This window comes from Gellertiella sp. DMC107 (assembly GCF_056313605.1).
This window is the reverse complement of record NZ_JBQUZZ010000001.1, coordinates 937,234-959,652: the sequence shown is the minus strand read 5'-3', so window position 1 is coordinate 959,652 and position 22,419 is coordinate 937,234. Positions and strand designations below refer to the sequence as shown.

Here is a 22,419-nt window from a genome sequence, read left to right as displayed (position 1 = left end):
GGATTTGTCGGGTTTCAAGCGTCCCGCAATTCTGTTGAAATGAACGGAGTTAAAATTGAAAGTCACGAAGTTGCGTTCTGCCGAACAGCGTCGCAAGGAATTGCTGGAGGCGGCGGAGGAGCTGATCGCCGACCAGGGTATCCATCAGGTCAAGCTGCGCGACATTGCCGGCAAGGCCGGCATGACGCCCAATGCCGCGCTCTATTATTTCGAAACGCTGGAGGCGATCTTCGAGGATGTGCTGGCCCGTTCGCTGAACCGGTATTGCGATGACCGGCAGCTGATTGCCAACGGTCCGGAGGCCCCGGCCGAGAAGCTGCGCCGCCTCATGGCCGCCGGTCTGCCCGGCGGACCGGAAGACCGGCTCGGCCGGCTGATCTACGAGATGGGCAGTTTTGCGCGCACGGATGCGGCCTCGGCGGCCCGGTACATCACGCTCTTCGAACGGCAGGTGGCCATCTATATGGCCGTGCTGGAGGCAGGCGCAGCGCGGGGCGACTTCCGTCTCGCCGGCCCCGCGCGTGACATTGCGCGCAGCCTGGTCGTCATGGAGGACGGTCTCGGCCTCGGGCTGACCAACAAGGTGCAAACCCTCAGGAAAGAAGAAGCGATAGCGCTTCTCACCACCTATGCCGGCGCAATGACCGGCTTTTCGCTTCGGGAGGAAGATGAAAATGACGCATGATGGAGCCGTATCGGATCATTGGCTGAAGGCGCCGGACGGCGCGCCGCGCGCCCGCGCCTTCGGGCTGGCCTTGCGCGGCCAGCCGGGCGCCCTCAATGCGATTACCGATGTGGCCGGTGTGGAAGTGGGGGTAACGACGCTGATCGAGGACCGGGAGGGCAAGGCGATCCGGACCGGCGTCACCGCCATTCTTCCCCGCGGCAAAAAAGGAACCGGCGCTTCCTGCGCGGCGGCTGTGCACAGCTTCAACGGTAATGGTGAAATGACCGGCTTCAGCTGGATCGAGGAATCCGGAAGCCTCAGTCAGCCGATCGCCATCACCAATTCTCACTCCATCGGTGCGGCCCATGAGGGGCTGATCCGCTGGATGGTCGACAATCGTCCGGATGTGGCCCGTCAATGGATGTTGCCGGTCGCTGCCGAAACCTATGACGGATTCATGAGCGATATCAACGGGGTGAATGTGCGTCCCGAGCATGTGATCGCCGCGCTTGACGGAGCGAAGGGTGGTCCGGTGCCGGAGGGCTCCTGCGGAGGCGGCACCGGAATGGTCTGCTATGGCTTCAAGGGCGGGAATGGCACCGCCTCGCGTCAGGTGGAACTCGGTGGAAAGACCTATACGGTCGGCGTCTTCCTCCAGACCAATTTCGGCTCCCGCGAGGAGTTGACCGTTACCGGCACCTGGCTCGGCGAGATCCTCAAGGACAACAATCCGATCGAGGACCTCGTACGGTCCGGCGCGGCGGTGGAAGGGGCTGGCTCCTGTATCGGCATCGTCGCCACCGATGCGCCGCTCCTGCCGACGCAATTGAAGGCCATGGTGCGGCGGGTTCCTTTGGGCCTGGCACGGACGGGAACGACCGGTTCGCACTTCTCGGGGGATATCTTCCTCGCCTTTTCCACTGCCAATACGGGTGTCCTCGACAGCCGCATCCCGGACGCGGACCCGGCCGCCGGCACGCCGCGCGCCTTCGACATCCTTCCCTGGCCGGCCATGAACGGCCTTTACGAGGCTACGGTGCTGGCAACGGAAGAAGCCGTACTGAATGCCCTGATCGCCAACCGGTCCATGATCGGCAAGGGCGGGCTGGCCATGCCGGCCTTTCCGCATGCAGCGCTGGCCGAACACGTGCTCAGCCGTTGACCTCGCATCAGGCCGCCGCCCCGATTTTTGGCGGCGGCTTTGCAGCCCGGCGGGACGCCGTGCACCGCTTCCGAACCCGCAGCTCTCGTATGTGACTTCTCGCAGGCGGGCGCAAAGATTGATTTACTATAATAGTTATAAAAAATAGTTTGAATGCGCGTTTTGACCGCATTTCCGGCCGTGGACATGGGGTTCGCGGCTCTCTTCAGGCGTCATGACGACGTTATTCCTTCAAATCTTGTCATACTCGGCGTCCGCTTTCCGGATGCCGACGGGAGGGACGATGTCCATTCGTGCACGCATCTATTTCGTGGTCGGCCTCATGGGGGTGATCTGCGTCTTCACGGGAGCCGTGGCTGCCTTTGTCGCCATCCGTTTCAATGCCGACCTGGAGGCCTACCGGAACATTTCCGAGCGGGCTTATCTGGGCGAGCATCTCAACCGCCAGGTGACCGCCACGGTCATGGAGGCACGCGGCATCTATGCCGCTGCCGATACGGAAAAGGCCAAGAAATTTGCCGATGGCCTGATGGAGCAGCTCGATGGCATCGACGAAACGCTGAAGGCCTGGCGGCCGCTGGTGCCGGCGGAGGGGCAGGCGGCTTTCGAGGCTGTGGCAGCCCGTGCCGCAGAATTCCGAACCTTCCGTTCCGAGACGGCACGCCTTGGCACGACCGCTTCCATCGAAGCAGCGAACGAGCAGGGCAACAACGAAGCCAACCGTGCAAACCGCAAGGCGTTTCAGGCCGAGATCGATGCCGTCATCCAGGCCGACCGGGAAAATCTCGAAGCGGTCAAGGCCGGTATCGGTAGCCTGATGACCACGATGATCGCCGTGGTGCTGGCAACGGTAGCGGGTGGGCTGATCGTCGGCGGGGGCGTTGCCTTCCGCATCGCGCGGCGCGAAATTTCCATCCCGATCCAGGAACTTACCTCGACCATGACCCGCATCGCCAATGGCGATCTGGCGACCGCTGTTCCCTATGGTGACCGGCGCGACGAGATCGGCGAAATCAGTGCGGCCGTCTCCATTTTCCGAGACAATGCGCTCAAGATCCGCGAGATCAGCGCCGGCGATCAGCATATGCGCGAACGGACCGCACAGTTCCAGCGCGCCGTTGCGGCTTTGGTGGAAGAGGCCAATGCCGGCCGGTTCGCCTCGCGGCTCGGCGATGATTATGGTCGCGATGACCTCAATCTGCTCGCTCGCAGCCTGAACACCCTTGTTTCAGGCGTGGGAAGCGCCCTTGGCGAGATGCAGTCGGTCATTCAGGCGCTCGCCGGCGGCGACCTCACGCGCCCGATGGCAGGCAGCTATTCCGGCGCCTTTGCCGATCTGCAAGGCAACATCAACAATGCGCTGGTCCATCTTCAGCGCAGCCTCGGCACGGTGCAGCACACGACGACCGAAATCGGTCGCAACGCTTTTGAGCTGCGGGCTGCCTCGGACAATCTTGCCAAGCGGACCGAGCAGCAGGCTGCCTCGCTGGAGCAAACCTCCGCAGCGCTGGAGGAGATTACCTCCGCCGTCAAGGCGTCCAGCGAACGGGCAGAACGGGTGAATGTGACGGTGCAGGAGGCCACGAAAAGCGCCAAGCAATCCGCCTCCATCGTCCGCGATGCGGTCGATGCCATGGGGCGGATCGAGGCAGCCTCCAGCGAGATTACCCAGATCATCAACGTGATCGACGAAATCGCCTTCCAGACCAACCTGCTGGCTCTCAATGCCGGCGTGGAAGCCGCGCGGGCGGGGGAAGCGGGCAAGGGGTTTGCCGTCGTGGCGCAGGAGGTGCGCGAACTGGCGCAGCGGGCTGCGCATGCGGCGAAGGATATCAAGGGCCTCATCACCAAATCCGGCGAAGAGGTGACGGTCGGCGTCCGGCATGTGCAGGCCACGGGCGAGGCACTGGCGGAAATCGAAAGCCGCGTCGTGCGGATCAGCGAGGATATCCACGCCATCGCCACCGCTTCGCGCGAGCAGTCCATCGGACTGAGCGAGGTCAGCACCGCCGTGAACCGCATGGATCAGGTGACCCAGCAGAATGCCGCGATGGTGGAGGAGACGGCGGCCGTCACGAGCCGACTCAATGAGGAATCGGAGAGCCTGGAGGCGATCGTTTCCGGTTTCCGGACCGGTGGAGCGTCATCGAATACGGGTCGCCGCGCGGCCTGATGTACGGGCCGGGGGATGCAATCCCCCGGGAACCTGCGTTCAGCAGAGCGAAGCCGTGGGACATCGCGTCTTGCGGCTTTTTCTTTTTCAAATCAGGGGGATCAGATGGTGGGCGTGACAGGGATTGAACCTGTGACCCCTACGATGTCAACGTAGTGCTCTCCCGCTGAGCTACACGCCCATCCGATGAGGCGCATACATCACATTACCCCTTGCTCCGTCAACTGCCTTTTTGATGTTTTTTTGAATGCCGACCACGCAAGCCCGCATTTGCAGGCTATCGCGCCTGTTGAAAACATCTGTTTTGCCCAAAAGCGGAAACAAAAAAATCCGGCTGCGCATCCGCAACCGGATTCCTGAGCCTGTTCAACAGGATCGGCCTGTGCGTCAGGCGACGAGGAGCTTGTTGACCTCATCGACGAGGTCGCGCAGGTGGAAGGGTTTGGAGAGAACCTTCGCATCCTTGGGCGCCTTCGAATCGGGGTTCAGCGCCACCGCGGCAAAGCCGGTGATGAACATGACCTTGAGGTCAGGATCGAGCTCGGTGGCGCGACGCGCCAGCTCGATGCCATCCATCTCCGGCATCACGATGTCGGTGAGAAGCAGCGAGAAGGGTTCTTCGCGCAGCCTGTCATAGGCGCTGGCGCCATTATCGAAGGAAGAAACTTTGTAGCCTGCCTTTTCCAGTGCCTTGACCAGAAACCGGCGCATATCGTTGTCATCTTCGGCGAGAAGAATTTTCTGACTCATACTGTGGGACCGCTGCTCGAAAGAAGTGAAAACTCCGGATTTCAACAATGAACGTTAGGGCGAATTCGGTAAAGATCTAGTGAAGACGCCGAAAGTCCATCCGCGAATTCACATATTTGATCATATGGACTTCGCCTTGCCATACTGGCAACATGAGACAAAATTGTAACAGATGATTTGATCGGGGGCCACGGGAATTGATGCCGCATGATGCAAGCGGACATGGGATATTCGAGGTGCGGGAGCCCTCGGTCCAGCGCATTCCGTTCGTGTTCAATTCTCCCCATAGCGGGCGGGTCTATTCTCCATCCTTTCTGGCGCAGTCGAAACTGAGTGCCCACCAGATCCGTCGTTCGGAAGATCCTTTCGTCGACGAGCTCTTCGCTGCCGCAACAGCGTTCGGCGCTCCCATGCTGGTCGCGCATTTTCCCCGCGCCTATGTGGACGTGAACCGGGAGCCCTACGAGCTGGACCCGCGCATGTTCGACGGTCAGCTGCCACCCTATGCCAATATCGGATCGCCCCGGGTGGCCGGAGGACTGGGCACGATCCCGCGCATCGTTGCGGAAAACATGGAAATCTATGGCCGCCGGCTGCCGGTCAGCGAGGCCATGGAACGAATCGAAACCATCTACAAGCCCTATCATGCGGCGCTCCGGCGGCTGATTGCCCGCACCCATGCCCGATTCGGATTCTGCGTGCTGGTGGATTGTCATTCCATGCCGGGCAATGTCCGCCTGCCGGGTTCGGGCGACCGGCCCGATGTGATCCTCGGCGACCGCTATGGCACAAGCGCTTCGGGCACCCTGTCTCGCGGCGCGATGGATATCCTCGACGATCTCGGCTTCAGTATCGTCCGCAACAAGCCCTATGCCGGCGGCTTCATTACCGAACATTACGGCCGGCCCGCCCGGGGCCTGCATGCGCTGCAGATAGAAATCAGCCGTGCGCTTTATGTGGACGAGGGCACGCTGGAAAAAAGCCGCGCCTTTCCCGGGGTCGTGCAGGCGCTGACCGCCTTCATGCAGCGCTTCATCGCCCATGCCTGTCATGGAGACCAGGTGGGCAGTCTGGCTGCAGAATGACGGCCTGAAACAAAACCTCCATTTGCAATCCCGGTCAGATCGTTTATTGAAAAGATCTCTTCAATGCCGCCGGACGGGCAGAATTCCAAGGGGTCTACCGCATGTATCCAGATCGCGCCTTCTTCAACCGTCTGGCCGATGCTGCCCGGGCGGAAACCCTGCCGCGTTTTCGCACCGGTCTCGATGTGGTGAACAAGGAGCAGAAAGCCGGATTCGACCCCGTGACCGAGGGCGACCGGGCTGCGGAGCTTGCCATTCGCGCGCTGGTGGAGGCCCATTTCCCCGAGCATGGTTTTCTGGGCGAGGAGCATGAGGATGTGGGTCTTGACCGCGATCTCGTCTGGGTGGTCGACCCGATCGATGGAACCCGCGCCTTCATTTCCGGCGTCCCCGTCTGGGGCACGCTGATCGGCCTGCAGGAGAAGGGCCGCGCCATCATGGGGCTGATGGACCAGCCCTTTACGGGCGAGCGCTATTTTGCCGACGGCCAGAAGAGCTGGTATTCCGGCCCGGGTGGCGAACGTCAGCTGAAGACGCGCGATTGCGCTTCGCTTTCCGATGCCATTCTCTTCACCACCTCGCCGCATATCTTCGGTGAGGACCTCGACCGGTACATGCGGGTGCAGAACAGCGTACGCCTCTTCCGCTACGGCATCGATTGTTATGCCTATGCGCTGCTGGCCGCCGGGCATGTGGACATCGTCGTGGAAAATTCGTTGAAACCCTATGATGTCGGGGCGCTCATTCCCATTATCGAACAGGCCGGTGGGATCATGACCGACTGGGAGGGCGGACGCCCGGAAAAGGGCGGGCGGATTCTTGCCGCTGGCAGCAAGGCCGTGCACGAAGAGGCCATGGCGCTTCTCCACGGGTGAGCTTCTTTCCCGCCAGGCCTTCTGCGCCGCTCAATAGGCGGCGCCCATCCCCTGTTCCACCGCATCGCTGCCCGGCATGAAGGCGGCAACGGCGCCCAGCGCCTGTGCCCTGAAGATATCCCGCTCCTGAAATATCTCGTGGCCCGACCCGGCAATGGGAATGAGCTGGCAGGCGCGGAACTTGCGCGCCAGCGCTTCCTGTGCGGAGAAGGGAACGAGCTTGTCCATGGTCGGAGCCAGGATGAGGGTGGGAATGGTGATCCGCGTCAGGTGATCCGGCCGGGCGACGCGATCCATGGCGCGAAACGCCTCCGAAAGCCAGCGACAGCTGGGCGGCCCGAGGCCGAGCTCGGGATGGGTTTCCAAAATCATCTGATTGCGCCGATAGCGCTGCGGATCCGTGGTGACCACATTGTCCGCGAAAGGAACGGGGGAGGGCTCGCCGGTCAGCGGTAAATTCCCGAGACCCGTCAGGCAGAGGGTGCGGGTGAGGAACCGGATCAGGCCGCTTGGCAGCGTCTGGCCGGTCAAGCCGAGAAAGGGCGCACTCAACGCCATGCGCTCGATCCGGCTTGCGAGATAAGGCGCGGCGGAAAGCGCGATCAGCGCCCCGGTAGAGTGGCCGATCAGGAAGAAAGGCAGCCGGGTATCCGGCAGGACGATATCCGTCAGGAAGATGGAGAGATCTTTTTCATAATCGGTAAAGCGACGCACGTGGCCGCGTCTCTGCCGGGGCAGGAGCCGGTCCGAACCGCCCTGTCCGCGCAGGTCGAAGGCGGCGACCCAGAGGCCTTGCGCATTCAGGTCGCGGATCGTCTCGAAATATTTCTCGATGCATTCGTTGCGACCCTGCAGAAGCACCACCGTACCCTTGGCCACCGAGTGGGAGGAGCGAAAGATCGCATAGCGCAGCTTCACACCCTTGTGGCCGGTGAAATAGCCCGCAGTGTGATTGTCCGGCACGGGATTGTCGGGTGAGGAGCGAAGAATGGGAACCATGAAAGGCAATCGGCGGGAGAGGATCGGAGCGACACCCTATGGGTAGCGCCCGCCTTCGGAGCGGTCAAAGAAAAAAGCCGGAACGCGTCATTTTTGGGGGCGGCGCACGTTCCGGCTTCTTAGCAGCAACCGGTGAAATCGGGGGCGACACACCGGTGACCAGGAGTGTTGTCCTCCTGTTGTCATGACCTAGCAGGGGCCGTCTGAACTCTCCCCGAATGGCCGGTTCATCCGCCATTCAGCTTCGGCGAAAATCTCCTTCCCGCGCTCTTGAAACGGGAAAATCGCCTTCCCATCTCCTTTCTGCAGGCGCCAAAAAGGGCCTGTGGCGCTCCCCGGCAATTGCCAATGCGGGATTTTGGGGAGCCACCGACATCGCTATCCGTCGCTCAAAGGAGGACACCATGCGTCACGTAGATTTTGCTCCGCTTTACCGTTCCACCGTCGGCTTCGACCGCCTTTTCAACATGCTTGATGGCGTCGGCCAGGCCGAACAGTCCTATCCGCCCTACAATATCGAGCGGACCGGCGAAAACACCTATCGCATCACAATGGCCGTTGCTGGCTTCGACGAGAAGGAACTCTCCATCGAAGCGCATGCCCATGTGCTGACCGTCAAGGGTGAAAAGGCCGAGGAAGCCGCTGCCGAAACGGAATTCCTCTATCGCGGCATTGCCAAGCGCGCCTTCGAGCGCCGCTTCCAGCTTGCCGATCATGTGGAAGTCCAGTCGGCTTCGCTGAAGAACGGCCTGCTGCACATCGACCTGCTCCGGAACATTCCCGAAGCCATGAAGCCGCGCCGCATTTCCATCGCCGCCGATGCGGCCGGTGCCAAGTCGATCGAGGGCCAGGTTTCGGTCAACTGAACCTGAAGTCCGGTCGCGACAAGCGCGATCCTCCCAAGCGCTCGCAAGCCTCCCTTCCCGCACGGAAGGGAGGCTTTTTCGTGGGTTTCAGCGCAGAATGGCGAGAAGGTCGTCCACGTGCTGCTGTGTCGTCGCAAAGCTCGTGACCAGACGGGTGAGAACCTCGCCTTCCCCGACGAGATGGGGCTGGTCCGCCGGGACGGGCCAATCGTAAAAGCGGGCACCGGCGGCGAATGCCTTTTCCATCTTCGTCTGCGGCATGATGGCGAAGACTTCGTTGGCGGTTGTCTTCCAGGCATTGCGGCAGTCGGACAACTGATCCAGGCCGGCGCGCAAGCGATCGGCCATGCGGTTGGCATGGGCTGCCAGTTCCAGCCAGAGATCGCCCTCCAGATAGGCGTCGAACTGGGCGGCGATGAACCGGGATTTTGAAAAGAGCTGCGCCGAGCGCTTGCGCAGGAACGGCATTTCGCGGGCCAGATCCTGATCGAAGAAGACCAGCGCTTCCGCCATCCAGCAGCCATTCTTCGTGCCGCCGAAAGAGAGAATGTCCACCCCGCTCTTCCAGGTCATCTCGGCGGGCGAGCAGCCAAGCGCGGCCAGGGCATTGGCAAAACGCGCACCATCCATATGGAGCGGCAGGTTCCGGCTTCTGGCAACCGCCGCAATCGCCTCTATTTCGCTGCGCGTATAGACCGTGCCGAATTCCGTCGCCTGGGTGATGCTGACGGCTGCCGCCTGGCCGAAATGCACGCCGCCCTCCGGGAAACGGGCCATCGCCGCGGCGAGTGCGTCCGGATCCACCTTCGCTTCCGCGCCACCCACCGGATGGAGCCGCGCGCCATGGGCAAAGAAGCCCGGCGCACCGCATTCATCCGTGTTGATGTGCGCCTCGTGATGGCAGAAGGTCAGGCCGCCCGGCTTGGTGACGCTGGCCAGCGCCAGCGAGTTGGCGGCCGTGCCCGTGCCGACGAAGAATACGGAAACATCCTTTTCAAAGACTTCGCTGAAGCGTGCATCGACCTTCCGGTCGAGGTCGCTCGTGCCATAGGCGGAGGCAAAGCCTTCCGAGGCATCGAAAAGAGCCCGGGCGATCACCGGATGGGCGCCAGCCCAGTTGTCGGAAGAAAAATACATCGGAAACGGACCTTCGTGAGAGGCGAACAAGAGGACAGGAAACGAGATTAAGGAATCGTCCCGCCTTATCAACCATTGCTCGCTGACCTTTTATACGTCTGCATAGTTTTGAAATTATCGAACCTCTGCGGTGATATTCGCGACATAAAATTTCACGACCTGTCATTCCACTGTAATCTTGCTGCGCAAATTTCGCCTACGTGTCTAGAAAGCGCTTGCTAAAGCGCCTTCGCTCTGGCATAGAAAACGGGAAATTAGGACAGTCTTGCTGTCCTAATTTCCGGAAATGCCCCCTCGCATCGCTTCCTTTCACCGAAGGCTGGCGTGTCGCGGATGGCAAAAGATAAATCGATTTGAGGGACTTGGCCGCTGCGTTCTCGTCCCTCGGGGTCGACCGGGAAGGTCCCGGCGGCGAGCCGACAGGAGGAAGACGATGTCCGAGCATGAGTTCAAGGGGCGCGATGCCCGCGAAACCACTGTCACGGCGGCGCGTTCGACGAAAGCGGCGGAGCGCACCTTCGAAGGTCTTCCCCGGGCGCAGGGTCTTTACGATCCCGCCAACGAGCACGATGCCTGTGGTGTCGGCTTCATTGCCCATATGAAGGGACAGAAGTCCCACCAGATCGTCAAGGACGGCCTGTTCATGCTCGAAAACCTCACCCATCGCGGCGCCGTCGGCGCTGATCCGCTGATGGGCGACGGCGCGGGCATTCTCGTCCAGATCCCGGACCGTTTCTTCCGCGAGGAAATGGCAAGGCAGGGTGTGATCCTGCCGAAGGCCGGCGAATATGCGGTTGGCTACCTCTTCATGCCGCAGGACGAGCAACTGGTCGCCCATTTCAAGGATGTGATCGCGGACGTGGTGGCGGAAGAGGGGCAGGTGCTGCTCGGTTTCCGTGACGTGCCGGTCGACAATTCCTCTCTTTCCAAGGCGCCCGACATTGCGGCGACCGAGCCCCGCCATATCCAGGTCTTCATCGGTGCCGGCCGCGATGCCGCCACCAATGACGAATTCGAACGGCGGCTCTTTACCCTCCGCAAGGTGATTTCCAACCGCATCTATGCGGAAGCGGATGGTGGCGATCTCGGCTTCTATGTCGTCTCGCTCTCCACCCAGACGGTCGTCTACAAGGGCATGTTCCTCGCCTATCAGGTGGGCGCCTACTACAAGGATCTCGCCGATCCCCGCTTCGAGACGGCGGTTGCGCTGGTGCACCAGCGTTTCTCGACCAACACTTTCCCCTCGTGGAAGCTCGCCCACCCCTATCGCATGGTGGCCCATAACGGCGAAATCAACACGCTGCGCGGCAATGTGAACTGGATGGCGGCGCGCCAGGCTTCGGTTTCCTCGCCGCTCTTCGGCGAGGATATTTCCAAGCTCTGGCCGATCTCCTACGAAGGCCAGTCCGATACGGCCTGCTTCGACAATGCGCTCGAATTCCTGGTGCGCGGCGGGTATTCCATGGCCCATGCGGTCATGATGCTGATCCCGGAAGCCTGGGCCGGCAACCAGTCCATGTCGCATGAGCGCAAGGCTTTCTACGAGTACCACGCCGCCCTGATGGAGCCGTGGGACGGCCCGGCCGCCGTTGCCTTTACCGATGGCCGGCAGATCGGCGCGACGCTCGACCGCAACGGCCTGCGTCCGGCCCGCTACATCGTCACCGACGACGACCGGGTGATCATGGCCTCCGAAGCAGGCGTGCTGCCCGTTCCGGAAGAGAAGATCGTCAAGAAGTGGCGCCTCCAGCCCGGCAAGATGCTGCTGATCGACATGGTCAAGGGCCGCATCATCTCCGATGAAGAGGTGAAGTCCGAACTGGCCACCGCCCATCCCTACAAGGAATGGCTCGACCGCACCCAGCTGATCCTCGAGGACCTGCATCCCGTCGAGCCGCGCGCGCTGCGCCGCGACGTGTCGCTGCTCGATCGCCAGCAGGCCTTCGGCTACACTCAGGAAGACACGAAGCTCCTGATGTCGCCGATGGCGACGACCGGCCAGGAAGCGGTGGGCTCGATGGGGACGGATACGCCGATCTCGGCCATGTCCTCCAAGTCGAAGCTGCTTTACACCTATTTCAAGCAGAACTTCGCGCAGGTGACGAACCCGCCGATCGACCCGATCCGCGAAGAGCTCGTCATGAGCCTCGTGTCCTTCATCGGCCCGCGTCCCAACATCCTCGATCACGGCGGGGCGGCCAATGCCAAGCGCATGGAAGTGCGCCAGCCGATCCTGACCAACGGCGATCTCGAAAAGATCCGCTCCATCGGCCATACGGAAGACCGGTTCGACACCAAGACGCTGGACTTCACCTATGACGTCTCGCGCGGTGCGGAAAGCATGCCCGAAATGCTCGACCGGCTTTGCGAGCGCGCCGAGCAGGCGGTTGCCAGCGGCTACAACATCATCGTTCTCTCCGACCGTCAGGTGGGGCCTGACCGTATCGCCATTCCGGCGCTGCTCGCCACCGCTGCCGTCCATCACCACCTGATCCGCAAGGGCTTGCGCACTTCGGTCGGCCTCGTGGTGGAATCGGGCGAGCCGCGCGAAGTGCATCACTTCTGCTGTCTCGCCGGTTTCGGTGCCGAGGCGATCAACCCCTATCTCGCCTTCGACACCCTGCTCGACATGCACAAGCATGGCGCCTTCCCGCCGGAGGTGGACAAGGAGGAAATCGTTTCCCGCTACATCAAGGCGGTGGGCAAGGGCATCCTCAAGGTGATGTCCAAGATGGGCATTTCCACCTATCAGTCCTATTGCGGCGCGCAGATCTTCGATGCGGTCGGCCTGTCGTCGGATTTCGTGCAGAAGTTCTTCTTCGGCACCGCGACCACCATCGAGGGCGTCGGTCTCGAGGAAATCGCCCGCGAAACCTTCGCCCGCCATCAGGCGGCTTTCTCCACCAGCGCGCTGACGGCGCGCACGCTCGATATCGGTGGCGAATATGCCTATCGCATGCGTGGCGAGGACCATGCCTGGACGCCCGATGTGGTCGCCTCGTTGCAGCACGCGGTCCGCGGCAATGCCAAGGATCGGTATCTGGAATTCGCCGAGCAGGTGAATGAAAGCACGGTGCGCATGAATGCCATCCGCGGTCTTTTCAAGATCAAGGGTGCGGACGCGCTCGGCCGCAAGCCGATTTCCATCGACGAGGTGGAGTCGGCTTCCGAGATCGTGAAGCGTTTCTCGACCGGGGCCATGTCCTTCGGCTCGATCAGCCGCGAGGCGCATACGACGCTGGCCATTGCCATGAACAAGCTTGGCGGCAAGTCGAACACCGGCGAGGGCGGCGAGGAAGCGGATCGCTATCTGCCCCTGCCGGATGGTTCCATGAACCCGGAGCGCTCGGCGATCAAGCAGGTGGCTTCCGGCCGCTTCGGCGTGACGACCGAATATCTGGTCAATGCGGACATGCTGCAGATCAAGGTCGCCCAGGGTGCCAAGCCCGGCGAGGGTGGCCAGCTGCCCGGTCACAAGGTGGACGCGACCATTGCCAAGACCCGGCATTCGACCCCGGGTGTCGGCCTGATCTCGCCGCCCCCGCATCACGACATCTATTCGATCGAAGATCTGGCCCAGCTGATCTACGACCTGAAGAACGTCAACCCGGCAGCGGATATCTCGGTCAAGCTCGTTTCCGAAGTGGGTGTGGGCACGGTGGCTGCCGGTGTTGCCAAGGCCCGCGCCGACCATATCACCATTTCTGGCTTCGATGGCGGCACGGGCGCTTCACCGCTCACGTCGCTGAAGCATGCCGGCAGCCCCTGGGAAATCGGGCTTTCCGAAACCCAGCAGACGCTGGTGCTGAACGGCCTGCGTTCTCGCGTGGCCCTTCAGGTCGACGGCGGCCTGAAGACCGGCCGGGACGTGATCGTCGGTGCGTTGCTCGGCGCGGATGAATTCGGTTTTGCCACCGCGCCGCTGATTGCGGCTGGCTGCATCATGATGCGCAAGTGCCATCTCAACACCTGCCCGGTTGGCGTCGCCACCCAGGACCCGGTGCTGCGCAAGCGCTTCAAGGGTGCCCCCGAGCATGTGATCAACTACTTCTTCTTCGTTGCCGAAGAAGTGCGGGAGATCCTTGCATCGCTCGGCGTTCGCTCTCTGAACGAGATCATCGGTCGCTCGGACCTGCTCGAAAAGGATGAGGCGATTGCCCACTGGAAGGCCCGTGGTCTCGATTTCAGTCGTCTCTTCCACAAGGTCGAGGCGCCGAAGGAAGCGACCTTCTGGACCGAACGGCAGAAGCATCCGATCGACGATATTCTCGACCGGAAGCTGATCGAGAAGGCAAAGGCGGCGCTGCAATCGAAGAAGTCGGTGACCATCGAAAGCACGATCCGCAATGTCGACCGTTCGGTGGGCGCGATGCTTTCCGGCGAAGTCGCCAAGAATTACGGTCACAGGGGCCTGAAGGACGATACGATCAATGTGAAGTTGACCGGCACGGCTGGCCAGTCCTTCGGGGCCTTCCTCGCGCGCGGCGTCACGCTTTCGCTCGTCGGCGACGGCAACGACTATGTGGGCAAGGGCCTTTCCGGCGGCCGCATCATCGTCCGCCCGCCGGAGGACACGAAGATCGTCGCGGAAGAGTCGATCATCGTCGGCAACACGGTTCTCTACGGGGCCACCGAGGGTGAGTGCTACTTCCGCGGTGTCGCGGGCGAGCGCTTCGCGGTCCGCAATTCCGGGGCGATCGCTGTCGTTGAGGGCGTGGGTGACCATGGCTGCGAATACATGACCGGCGGTGTCGTCGTCGTGCTCGGTGAAACGGGCCGCAATTTCGCGGCCGGCATGTCGGGTGGTGTAGCCTATGTGCTGGACGAGAAGGGCGATTTCGCCTCCCGCTGCAACATGGCCATGGTCGAGCTGCAGCCGGTGCCGGAAGAGGACGACCTGATGGAGAAGCTGCACCATCGCGGCGGCGATCTCCAGCACAAGGGCCTGGTCGACGTGTCGGGCGACATGACCCGTCACGACGAGGAGCGTCTCTATCAGCTGATCGCCAACCACCATCACTATACCGGTTCAGAGCGCGCCCGCGCGATCCTCGACCGGTGGAGCGACTATCGTCCGAAGTTCCGCAAGGTCATGCCGGTCGAATATCGTCGCGCCCTCGAAGACATGGAACGGCTGGCCATGGGGGTCGCGGCGGAGTGATTGCTTGATCTCACCGGTCGGCATATGCTGTTGGCATATGCCAAGCCGCAGGAGGGGAAGATGGCCTATCCAGACCAAAGCAATGACCGACCGGTCCGCAAGACGGTTCAGGTCTTCAAGAATGGCCGCAGCCGCGCGATCCGGATTCCGAAAGAGTTCGAGTTCGAAGGTGACCAAGTGGAAGTGACAAGGGATGCGAAAGGCAATCTCATCCTTTCTCCGGTCTCATCTCTGAAGAGCTGGGCTGAAGTCATTGCCTTTATCAAGGAAGGACCGGCAATCGATTTTCCCGAAGTTGAGGATTATCCGCCCCGGGCCGTAGGCCTTGATTGGGAAGACGAGAGATGACGTATCTTCTGGATACGAACATCATCTCGGATTTTCTCCGGAACCCAGATGGGTCGGGGGCAAGGCGGATTTCTGAATGCCCTGGTGGTCAGTTGGCCACCAGCGTGCTTGTGCAGGCAGAGCTTCGGTTCGGTTACACCAAGAGTGGAGTCCTGAGGCACAAGCTTGCGGTCGAGATGATATTGGCGCGACTGACTGTCTTTGGATGGGATCATCCTGCCGATCTTGTCTATGCGGAGATCAGATCATCTCTCGAGAAAAGAGGTGAGCGCATCGGGCAGATGGATATGCTGATCGCCGCCCATGCCATGGCGCTTGATGCGGTCCTGGTGACTGACAATGTGAAGGAATTTTCCCGGATTTCGGGATTGAGAGTGGAAAACTGGATCCGGTGAGCCGGAGCGACTGAACGGACGGACAAGACGATGGGCAAGGTTACAGGTTTCATGGAAATTGACCGGCAGGTGGCGAAGTATCAGCCGGCCTCCGACCGCATTCGCCATTTCCGCGAATTCACGCTTCCCATGTCGGACCCGGAAGTGCAGAAACAGGCGGCACGCTGCATGGATTGCGGCATTCCCTATTGCCACGGCCCGACCGGCTGTCCGGTTCACAACCAGATCCCTGACTGGAACGATCTGGTCTATAACGGCAACTGGGAGGAAGCGATCCGCAACCTCCACACCACAAACAATTTCCCGGAATTTACCGGCCGCGTCTGCCCGGCTCCCTGCGAGGAGGCTTGCACGCTGAACCTCGAAGATACCCCGGTCGCCATCAAGACCGTGGAGCAGGCGATTGCCGACAAGGCCTATGAACTGGGCTTCATCGTGCCCCAGCCGCCGACCACCCATACGGGCAAGAAGGTGGCGATCATCGGTTCCGGCCCTGCGGGCCTCGCCGCCGCGCAGCAGCTCGGCCGTGCCGGCCATGAGGTGCATGTCTACGAGCGGGAAACCAAGCCCGGCGGTCTGCTCCGCTACGGCATTCCGGACTTCAAGATGGAGAAGAACTTCATCAACCGCCGCGTCGAGCAGATGCGCGGTGAGGGCGTGACCTTCCATTGCGGCGTCAATGTCGGCGTGACTCTGCCGGTCGAGAAGCTTCTCGCCGAACATGATGCCGTTCTCTATTGCGGCGGCTCGGAAACCCCGCGTCCTGCGGGCATTCCGGGCGTCGATCTGGCCGGCGTGCATGATGCCATGCCCTATCTCGTCCAGCAGAACCGCCGCGTCGGCCGGGAAAACACCGACAGCACGGGCTGGCCGTCCATGCAGATCCTCGCCGGCGGCAAGCATGTGGTCGTGGTCGGCGGCGGTGACACGGCGTCTGACTGCGTCGGCACCGCCTTCCGCCAGGGCGCCGTCAAGGTGACCCAGCTCGACATCCGTCCGCAGCCGCCGGAAAAGGAAGACAAGCTCGCCGTCTGGCCCTTCTGGGCGACGAAGATGCGCACCTCTTCCTCGCAGGCCGAGGGCGCGATCCGCGAATTCCAGGTGGCAACGCTCGAATTCATCGGCGAGGACGGTGTGCTGACCGGGGTGAAATGCTGCGAGGTGGATGAGCGCCGCAAGCCGATCGCCGGCACGGAATTCGTCATCAAGGCCGACCTTGCCTTCATCGCCATCGGCTTCTCGGGTCCCTTCAAGGACAGCGTGCTGAAGGAGCTTGGCAACAAGCTGGTCCTCAACACCGACAAGCGCGGCTCCACCAATGTGGTGGCCAATGACCGGGATTACCGCACCTCAGTGGACAAGCTCTGGGCCGCTGGCGACGTCCGTCGCGGCCAGTCGCTGGTGGTCTGGGCAATTCGCGAAGGACGCCAGGCGGCCCGCGCCATCGACGAAGCGCTGATGGGAAGCACCATCCTGCCGCGCTGAAAAAGCTCCATGCTCCCAAGCATCTTGGCCCCGTCTTCGAAAGAAGACGGGGCCTTTTTATCGATCATATTCCGTTGCAAATCGCCGCGATACGAGCCCTTCGGTCGAACCTAGAGATTGGGCAGGCTGAAATCATCAACGCGGCCGGTGGGGGCGGGGGCGGCTCCGACCGGCATGGTGCTGGCGAGCGTGGCCGGGCGACCGGGCGCTCCGAGGAGCTCGCTGCCACCATCCAGTTCCGGATCCGTCAGGCTGATGGGCGGCGTTCGAACCGGTGGACCGCTCGGTTTGTCCGCCTGCTTGTCCGTCAGCAGGCTCCGGTCATCCAGGCGGATGACATCCTCGACGGTCAGTGGCTCCCCAAGCAACTTGCGGATCGGCTTTTCCGCATAGAAGGCCAGCTTGCGTTTGCCAGCCGCAGCCATACCGACGCCATCCGAGGTACGAAGGCGGGCGGGCTGGCCGTTGAAATCGGAGCCCGACTGGATGAATTTGCCGTTTTCGTCGACGAAACCATCCCAGATGTCGACAAATTCCGCGCCCATTCTGGCGGAAGCATTGCGATAGACAATGTTGAATTGCAGCGCGGCAGCGGTGGACTTGGCACTCTTGAAGGCCGGCAGGCCGACCCAGATCATCGGCACGCCCGCATCCTTGCCTATCTTCAGCAGGGATTCGACGCGGCTTGCATAGGCCTCATTCCAGGCTGGCGTATCGAATTCCGCCTTGCCGGACGCCAGGCGCATCTGCTGGCGGTCGTTGGAGCCGATCATCAGAACCACGGCCGCGGGCTTCAGGTCGCGGATCATGTCCGGCAGGTTCTTCTGCCAATCGTAATAATCGTCACGCACAAGACCGGATGCATTGTTGGCCTTGGTATCGACCACCATGGTCGGATCCTGGGCAAAGGCAGCCGTTAAGCCCTGCGCGAGACCCGAGGCCAGGAAATCGCCGATCACGAGCACATGCCGCGCATCCGGGTTCTTGGTCACCGGCGGCGTGGCGGTTTCCAGCAGTGTCACGCTTTGCGAATTGCGTTTCTTGATCCGTGGCTTCTTGCGGGTCGGCAATTCGATGATATCCGGCTGCTGCCGTTTCGGGCCTCCGAATATCCAGTCGAAAAGGGTCTGGCGCTTGCGCACTTCCTGGGCCTGCGAGGCGGAGGGGAGGCCACCCAATAGAAAGGCCGCGGCCATCATGACAAGAAGGACCGCCCGGATACCGGTTCGTTGTACAATGGCGAGAAACATGCGCGGCTCGTAGAGGTCGGCAACCCAAAAATTGCCCGGAGCACCATTATAGGCCTAACCGTGACAGGGAAAAGGCCAAAACGCCATTTCCCGCAATGGCTTTACTGGCGCAGCGCCTTGAGGAGCTGCCGCGACGGTTCGCCATCCGGCTGCAAGCCGAGCCGTTGCTGGATCGAGGTAATGGCCGCCTTCGAGCCGGAGCCGAAATTGCCGTCGACTTCGCCCTCGTAATAGCCGAGCTCCTTCAGTCGCGACTGCAACTCGAATTTCTCGTTAATGTCGAGAGAGCTGTCCGGGCGGGGCCAACTCTGGCGCATGCCGGGATAGCCCGCGATCTGGTCCGCCAGCTGCCCGACGGCGAGCGCATAGGTATCGGCCGCATTGTATTTCTTGATGACGAAGAAGTTCTTGGCCATCAGGAAGCCGGGGCCCTTGCCGCCAGCGGGCATTTTCAGCTGGGCGCGATCGCCGCCATTCTTGAAGCCCTTGCCGTTCGGGCGGGCGAAGCCGAGTTGCTCCCACTGCGCAAGCGTCAGGGTCTTGCCCGCATAGGCCTGGCCGCCGGCGGGCACCATGACCTCATAGCCCCAGGTCTTGCCGGAGACCCAGCCATTCTGCTTCAGCAGGTTGGCGGAAGTGGCCAGTGCATCGGGGATCGAGTTCCAGATGTCACGCTTGCCATTGCCGTCGGCATCGAAGCCGTACAGCAGATAGCTCGTCGGAATGAACTGGGTGTGACCCATGGCGCCGGCCCAGGAGCCGGTCATCTGGCGCGGGCCGATATCGCCAGCCTGCAGGATCTTCAGCGCCGCAATCAGCTGTTTCTGGGCGAATTTTGAGCGCTTGGGATCGGAATAGGCAAGCGTGGCCAGGGCTTGCGGGATGTAATGGAGCTTTTCTTCCTTGGCGAGGATCGCGCCGTAATTGGATTCCATCGACCAGATGGCGAGAAGAATGTGCTTGTCCACGCCGAAATGGCGTTCGATCGCAGAGAGGGTCGAGCCATAGCGGTGCAGCATTTCCTGGCCGACCCGAACGGTATAGGGATTGACGCGACTGTCCATGTATTCCCACACGGGCGTCTTGAATTCGGGCTGGAAGCCGGCCTTGCGCAGGACCTCCGGATCGGGCTCGTTCACGCCCGCAAAGGCGGCTTTGTAGGTGCGCGCCGAAATGCCGGCCTTGGCGGCCGTCGGATAGAATTTGATGACGAAGTTGCGGAACGCCTCGTCGGCCAGGGCCGGTGTGTGGCCGCCCAGCTGCAAGGCAACAAGTGCCGAGAGTGCCAGTTTTCCGAGTGTCAGGCTTTTCCTGGTCCGCATCGTGCAATCCCGTTCATTGGCTATACGCATGGTGCAGGGCAGCTCATGCCGCTCCCTGCAGCGAGGCTAACGCGAGACTCTCAACAAAATCTTTACCATGTTGCCGCACTGGCGTCATTCTTTGGAAAAAAGTAGCATTTCGAAACTAATTCAGAGACCGCATGGCATGATCCGTCATGTTCGACGCGCCGTTGGAGGCCAATTTGGGACAGCATCGTAAAGTTCGCAAGGCAGTTTTCCCCGTTGCGGGTCTGGGCACCCGCTTTCTTCCCGCTACCAAAGCCGTTCCCAAAGAAATGCTCACCGTCGTCGACAAGCCGGTCATCCAGTATGTGGTGGATGAAGCGCTGGAAGCGGGCATCGAGCATCTGGTCTTCGTGACCGGTCGCGGCAAAGGCGTGATCGAGGATTATTTCGACATTCAGTACGAGCTGGAGCGGACCCTCAAGGAGCGGTCGAAAACAGTGGAGCTGACCCTTCTGTCCGATATCCTGCCAAAGGCGGGCATGGCGAGCTTTACCCGCCAGCAGGAGCCGCTGGGTCTCGGTCATGCGGTCTGGTGCGCGCGCGACATCGTGGGCAACGAACCCTTCGCGCTGTTGCTCCCCGACATGATCATGCGGGGCGAAAAGGGCTGCATGGCGGGCATGATGGATCTTTACAACCAGTCCGGCGGCAACGTGATTGCGGTCGAGGAATGCCATCCAGACCAGGCCCACAAATATGGTATCGTGGGCGTGGGCGATGCGGTCGGTTCCGGCTTCAAGATCACCGGCATGGTGGAAAAGCCGGCCAAGGGCACCGCGCCTTCCAACTATTTCATCAATGGCCGCTACATTTTGCAGCCCGAGATTTTCGACATCCTGGAAACGCAGGAGCGCGGTGCCGGGAACGAAATCCAGCTGACCGATGGCATGCTGAAGCTGGCCGGACGTCAGGATTTCGTCGGATATCACTTCCGCGGCGAGACGTTCGATTGTGGCGCGAAAGACGGCTTCATCCTCGCCAACGTGGCCTTTGCTCTCGAGCGGGCGGATATTCGCGGCAGTGTCCAGGCGGAGATTGCCAAGCTGCTGGCGCGCGCCGGCGGCTGAGCGACGAAAAGGACACGGGGACACAGCCGCTGCGGACAGCCCGCGGCGGCTTTTTTTATCGCTTCAGGGTAAGCCCGACGCCGGCGCGCATCACGTCGGTTTCCGAGCCCACATCCGGCTGGGTGCGCTCCCAGGAAACATCGGCCGTCAGATCGAGATAGCGGTTCAGACCGTAGGCCATGCTCGCGCCCAAAGTCGTGACCACATCATTGCTTGCCGTTCCGGCGGGCCGGTAATCGCGCCAGTTCGCGCCGGCAGAGAGCTTGGCCACGAGATCGTCCCGCACCTGCTGGGTCAGCGCCAGGGTGAGCGCGCGGGATACATAACCCGACTGCCCGGCTGCCACGGAGGGTTCCACATCGGTCAGCAGGCCCAGCGTGATATCCGTGCCGCGGCGTGGCGACCAGCTGGCGGAGGCATCGAGAACCACGGCATCGATGGCCGCAAGCCGGGCATCGGCAAAGGTCACGTGGCGATATCCCAGCCCCAGCTCCCCCTTCAGCTTTTCGCCGAGATCCACCTGCACGCCGGCTTTTCCGCCGAGCGTTTCGGAATTGCGCTCGTAACCCGCGCTATCGGCCGCCTCGTCATAGAAGGTGCGGCCCGCCGACGCTTCCAGGAAAGGAATGAGTGCCGGGGACAGATCGTAGCCGACGCGGACACGGAGATTGCCCTCATTCCGGTTCCGGTCGCTCAAGGAAACGGTCGACCCATCGGACAGCGTTGCATCGGAATAGGTGGTGCGACTGACATCGACTGCCGCAAGACCGCGCAGCAGCCCGAAATCCCGTTCGATGGTTGCGCCCCCGGTCAAGGTCTGGACGCGGGACTGGTCCACGGCATCGAGCAGTGCATTCGGATCGGTCGCGCTTTCACGGGTCAGCGAATAGCCGCCGGTGAGATGGGCTATGGTATCCCTGGAGAGATCGAGCCTCAGATCGGCATTCACCGAAGCGGAAGGTTTGGTCTGGCCTTCCCCGGAAAGATTGCGCTGGAAAATGCCGTCGCCCGTCACGGTTAGCTGGTGTCTGGACCAGTCGGAGGTGAGCGTGCCTTTCAGCTCCGTCTGCATGTAGGTGCGTGTCGTGTCCGTGCCGGCCGATTTCGTCGTCTCGCTTGCAAGGGAATTGTTCAGCGTCGGGCGGAGGGTAAAGGTGCCAAGGCCTATCCCGGGTGTCTGCTCCTGGTCGGAGCGCAGTGCCGGCCGAAGCCCATCGATTGGTTGCGCCCGGAGATTGTCGCGGCCGAGATTGGGATCTTCTTCCGGAAGATCGTTATTGTCATAAACGGACAGCCTGGTCGCTCGCGCATTGACCGGTTCGCCATCGGAAATCTGCGTTCGTAAGGCCGGCTGCTGGAGAACCGTTCCGTCGGCGGGAGCGGCGGAGGTGTCGGACATTCCGGGATCGGCCGTATCATCAGGCGTGGCCATTACAGCGCCGTTCGCCGGATAGGCGGACGGATCGAGGCTCTGCGCCTGGACGGATGGAGCCAAAAGCGCGGCCACGGCAACACCGGCCAGCAAGCCCGACCGGGACTTGAGGCGCGGAAAGCCTGATGGAAGGCGGCAAAGGATCATCGACGTGCAGAACCCGGAAACTGGAATGGTTACCCATTTCTAAAGTGTCGTGGTTAATGCTTGGTTTATTT

The 22,419-nt window shown here is 61.7% G+C and carries 16 protein-coding genes, 1 tRNA gene and 1 pseudogene; 11 read left to right on the top strand and 7 right to left on the bottom strand.

Annotated features, from left to right (window positions below):
• The first annotated feature begins 55 nt into the window (after positions 1-55).
• The 3 genes from ACT54B_RS04495 (at position 56) to ACT54B_RS04485 (ending at position 4,002) form a co-directional block, all read left to right on the top strand.
• Positions 56-685, top strand: a complete 630-nt coding sequence (locus ACT54B_RS04495; protein ID WP_476043115.1) for a TetR/AcrR family transcriptional regulator — start codon at positions 56-58, stop codon at positions 683-685.
• Entirely contained in the window at positions 675-1,829 is a 1,155-nt protein-coding gene (locus ACT54B_RS04490) for a DmpA family aminopeptidase (protein ID WP_476043113.1), read from the top strand. The genes ACT54B_RS04495 and ACT54B_RS04490 overlap by 11 nt, the downstream gene beginning before the upstream one ends.
• Before the next feature lie 283 nt (positions 1,830-2,112).
• Positions 2,113-4,002 carry a methyl-accepting chemotaxis protein gene (locus tag ACT54B_RS04485; protein WP_476043111.1) on the top strand — a complete coding sequence of 630 codons (1,890 nt, stop codon included), beginning with the start codon at positions 2,113-2,115 and terminating at the stop codon, positions 4,000-4,002.
• Positions 4,003-4,108: 106 nt separating this feature from the next.
• Here ACT54B_RS04485 and ACT54B_RS04480 read toward each other — a convergent pair.
• A tRNA-Val gene (locus ACT54B_RS04480) sits at positions 4,109-4,183 on the bottom strand.
• Positions 4,184-4,389: 206 nt separating this feature from the next.
• Positions 4,390-4,752 carry a response regulator CpdR1 gene (gene cpdR1, locus ACT54B_RS04475; RefSeq protein ID WP_183364287.1) on the bottom strand — a complete coding sequence of 121 codons (363 nt, stop codon included), beginning with the start codon at positions 4,750-4,752 and terminating at the stop codon, positions 4,390-4,392.
• Between the two features lie 200 nt (positions 4,753-4,952).
• On the opposite strand from cpdR1, the gene ACT54B_RS04470 reads away from it, so the two are divergent.
• Positions 4,953-5,837, top strand: a complete 885-nt coding sequence (locus ACT54B_RS04470) for an N-formylglutamate amidohydrolase (protein WP_476043110.1) — start codon at positions 4,953-4,955, stop codon at positions 5,835-5,837.
• 101 nt (positions 5,838-5,938) lie between these two features.
• The gene (gene hisN, locus ACT54B_RS04465) at positions 5,939-6,712 is read left to right on the top strand and encodes a histidinol-phosphatase (protein ID WP_476043109.1); all 774 of its coding nucleotides are present in this window, start codon (positions 5,939-5,941) and stop codon (positions 6,710-6,712) included.
• Between the two features lie 30 nt (positions 6,713-6,742).
• Here the strand turns inward: hisN and ACT54B_RS04460 are convergent, their stop codons facing one another.
• Positions 6,743-7,711: an alpha/beta fold hydrolase gene (locus ACT54B_RS04460; RefSeq protein WP_476043107.1), complete on the bottom strand. Its 969-nt coding sequence runs from the start codon at positions 7,709-7,711 to the stop codon at positions 6,743-6,745.
• 404 nt (positions 7,712-8,115) lie between these two features.
• On the opposite strand from ACT54B_RS04460, the gene ACT54B_RS04455 reads away from it, so the two are divergent.
• A complete protein-coding gene (locus ACT54B_RS04455) occupies positions 8,116-8,577 on the top strand; it encodes an Hsp20 family protein (RefSeq protein ID WP_476043105.1) in 462 nt (153 codons plus the stop codon).
• Between the two features lie 87 nt (positions 8,578-8,664).
• Here the strand turns inward: ACT54B_RS04455 and ACT54B_RS04450 are convergent, their stop codons facing one another.
• Positions 8,665-9,714, bottom strand: coding sequence for a threonine aldolase family protein (locus tag ACT54B_RS04450; RefSeq protein WP_476043104.1), 1,050 nt, complete (start codon positions 9,712-9,714; stop codon positions 8,665-8,667).
• Between the two features lie 520 nt (positions 9,715-10,234).
• On the opposite strand from ACT54B_RS04450, the pseudogene gltB reads away from it, so the two are divergent.
• The 4 genes and pseudogenes from gltB to ACT54B_RS04430 all read left to right on the top strand — a co-directional run.
• Positions 10,235-14,875 (top strand): annotated as a pseudogene (gene gltB, locus ACT54B_RS04445) (glutamate synthase large subunit); the annotation flags it as partial.
• A 60-nt stretch (positions 14,876-14,935) separates the two neighbouring features.
• Entirely contained in the window at positions 14,936-15,223 is a 288-nt protein-coding gene (locus ACT54B_RS04440) for an antitoxin (protein ID WP_476043102.1), read from the top strand.
• Positions 15,220-15,618: a PIN domain-containing protein gene (locus ACT54B_RS04435; protein WP_476043101.1), complete on the top strand. Its 399-nt coding sequence runs from the start codon at positions 15,220-15,222 to the stop codon at positions 15,616-15,618. Before ACT54B_RS04440 ends, ACT54B_RS04435 begins: the two co-directional genes overlap by 4 nt.
• Positions 15,619-15,648: 30 nt before the next feature.
• Positions 15,649-17,103: a glutamate synthase subunit beta gene (locus ACT54B_RS04430; protein WP_476043099.1), complete on the top strand. Its 1,455-nt coding sequence runs from the start codon at positions 15,649-15,651 to the stop codon at positions 17,101-17,103.
• Between the two features lie 110 nt (positions 17,104-17,213).
• Here ACT54B_RS04430 and ACT54B_RS04425 read toward each other — a convergent pair whose 3' ends face one another.
• Positions 17,214-18,353 carry an SGNH/GDSL hydrolase family protein gene (locus ACT54B_RS04425; RefSeq protein WP_476043098.1) on the bottom strand — a complete coding sequence of 380 codons (1,140 nt, stop codon included), beginning with the start codon at positions 18,351-18,353 and terminating at the stop codon, positions 17,214-17,216.
• 101 nt (positions 18,354-18,454) lie between these two features.
• Positions 18,455-19,675 carry a lytic murein transglycosylase gene (locus ACT54B_RS04420; RefSeq protein WP_476043096.1) on the bottom strand — a complete coding sequence of 407 codons (1,221 nt, stop codon included), beginning with the start codon at positions 19,673-19,675 and terminating at the stop codon, positions 18,455-18,457.
• 203 nt (positions 19,676-19,878) lie between these two features.
• On the opposite strand from ACT54B_RS04420, the gene galU reads away from it, so the two are divergent.
• On the top strand, positions 19,879-20,769 hold the full coding sequence (galU, locus tag ACT54B_RS04415) for a UTP--glucose-1-phosphate uridylyltransferase GalU (RefSeq protein WP_476043095.1): 891 nt from the start codon (positions 19,879-19,881) through the stop codon (positions 20,767-20,769).
• Between the two features lie 55 nt (positions 20,770-20,824).
• Here galU and ACT54B_RS04410 read toward each other — a convergent pair whose 3' ends face one another.
• The gene (locus ACT54B_RS04410; protein ID WP_476043094.1) at positions 20,825-22,348 is read right to left on the bottom strand and encodes an outer membrane beta-barrel protein; all 1,524 of its coding nucleotides are present in this window, start codon (positions 22,346-22,348) and stop codon (positions 20,825-20,827) included.
• Positions 22,349-22,419: the final 71 nt, after the last annotated feature.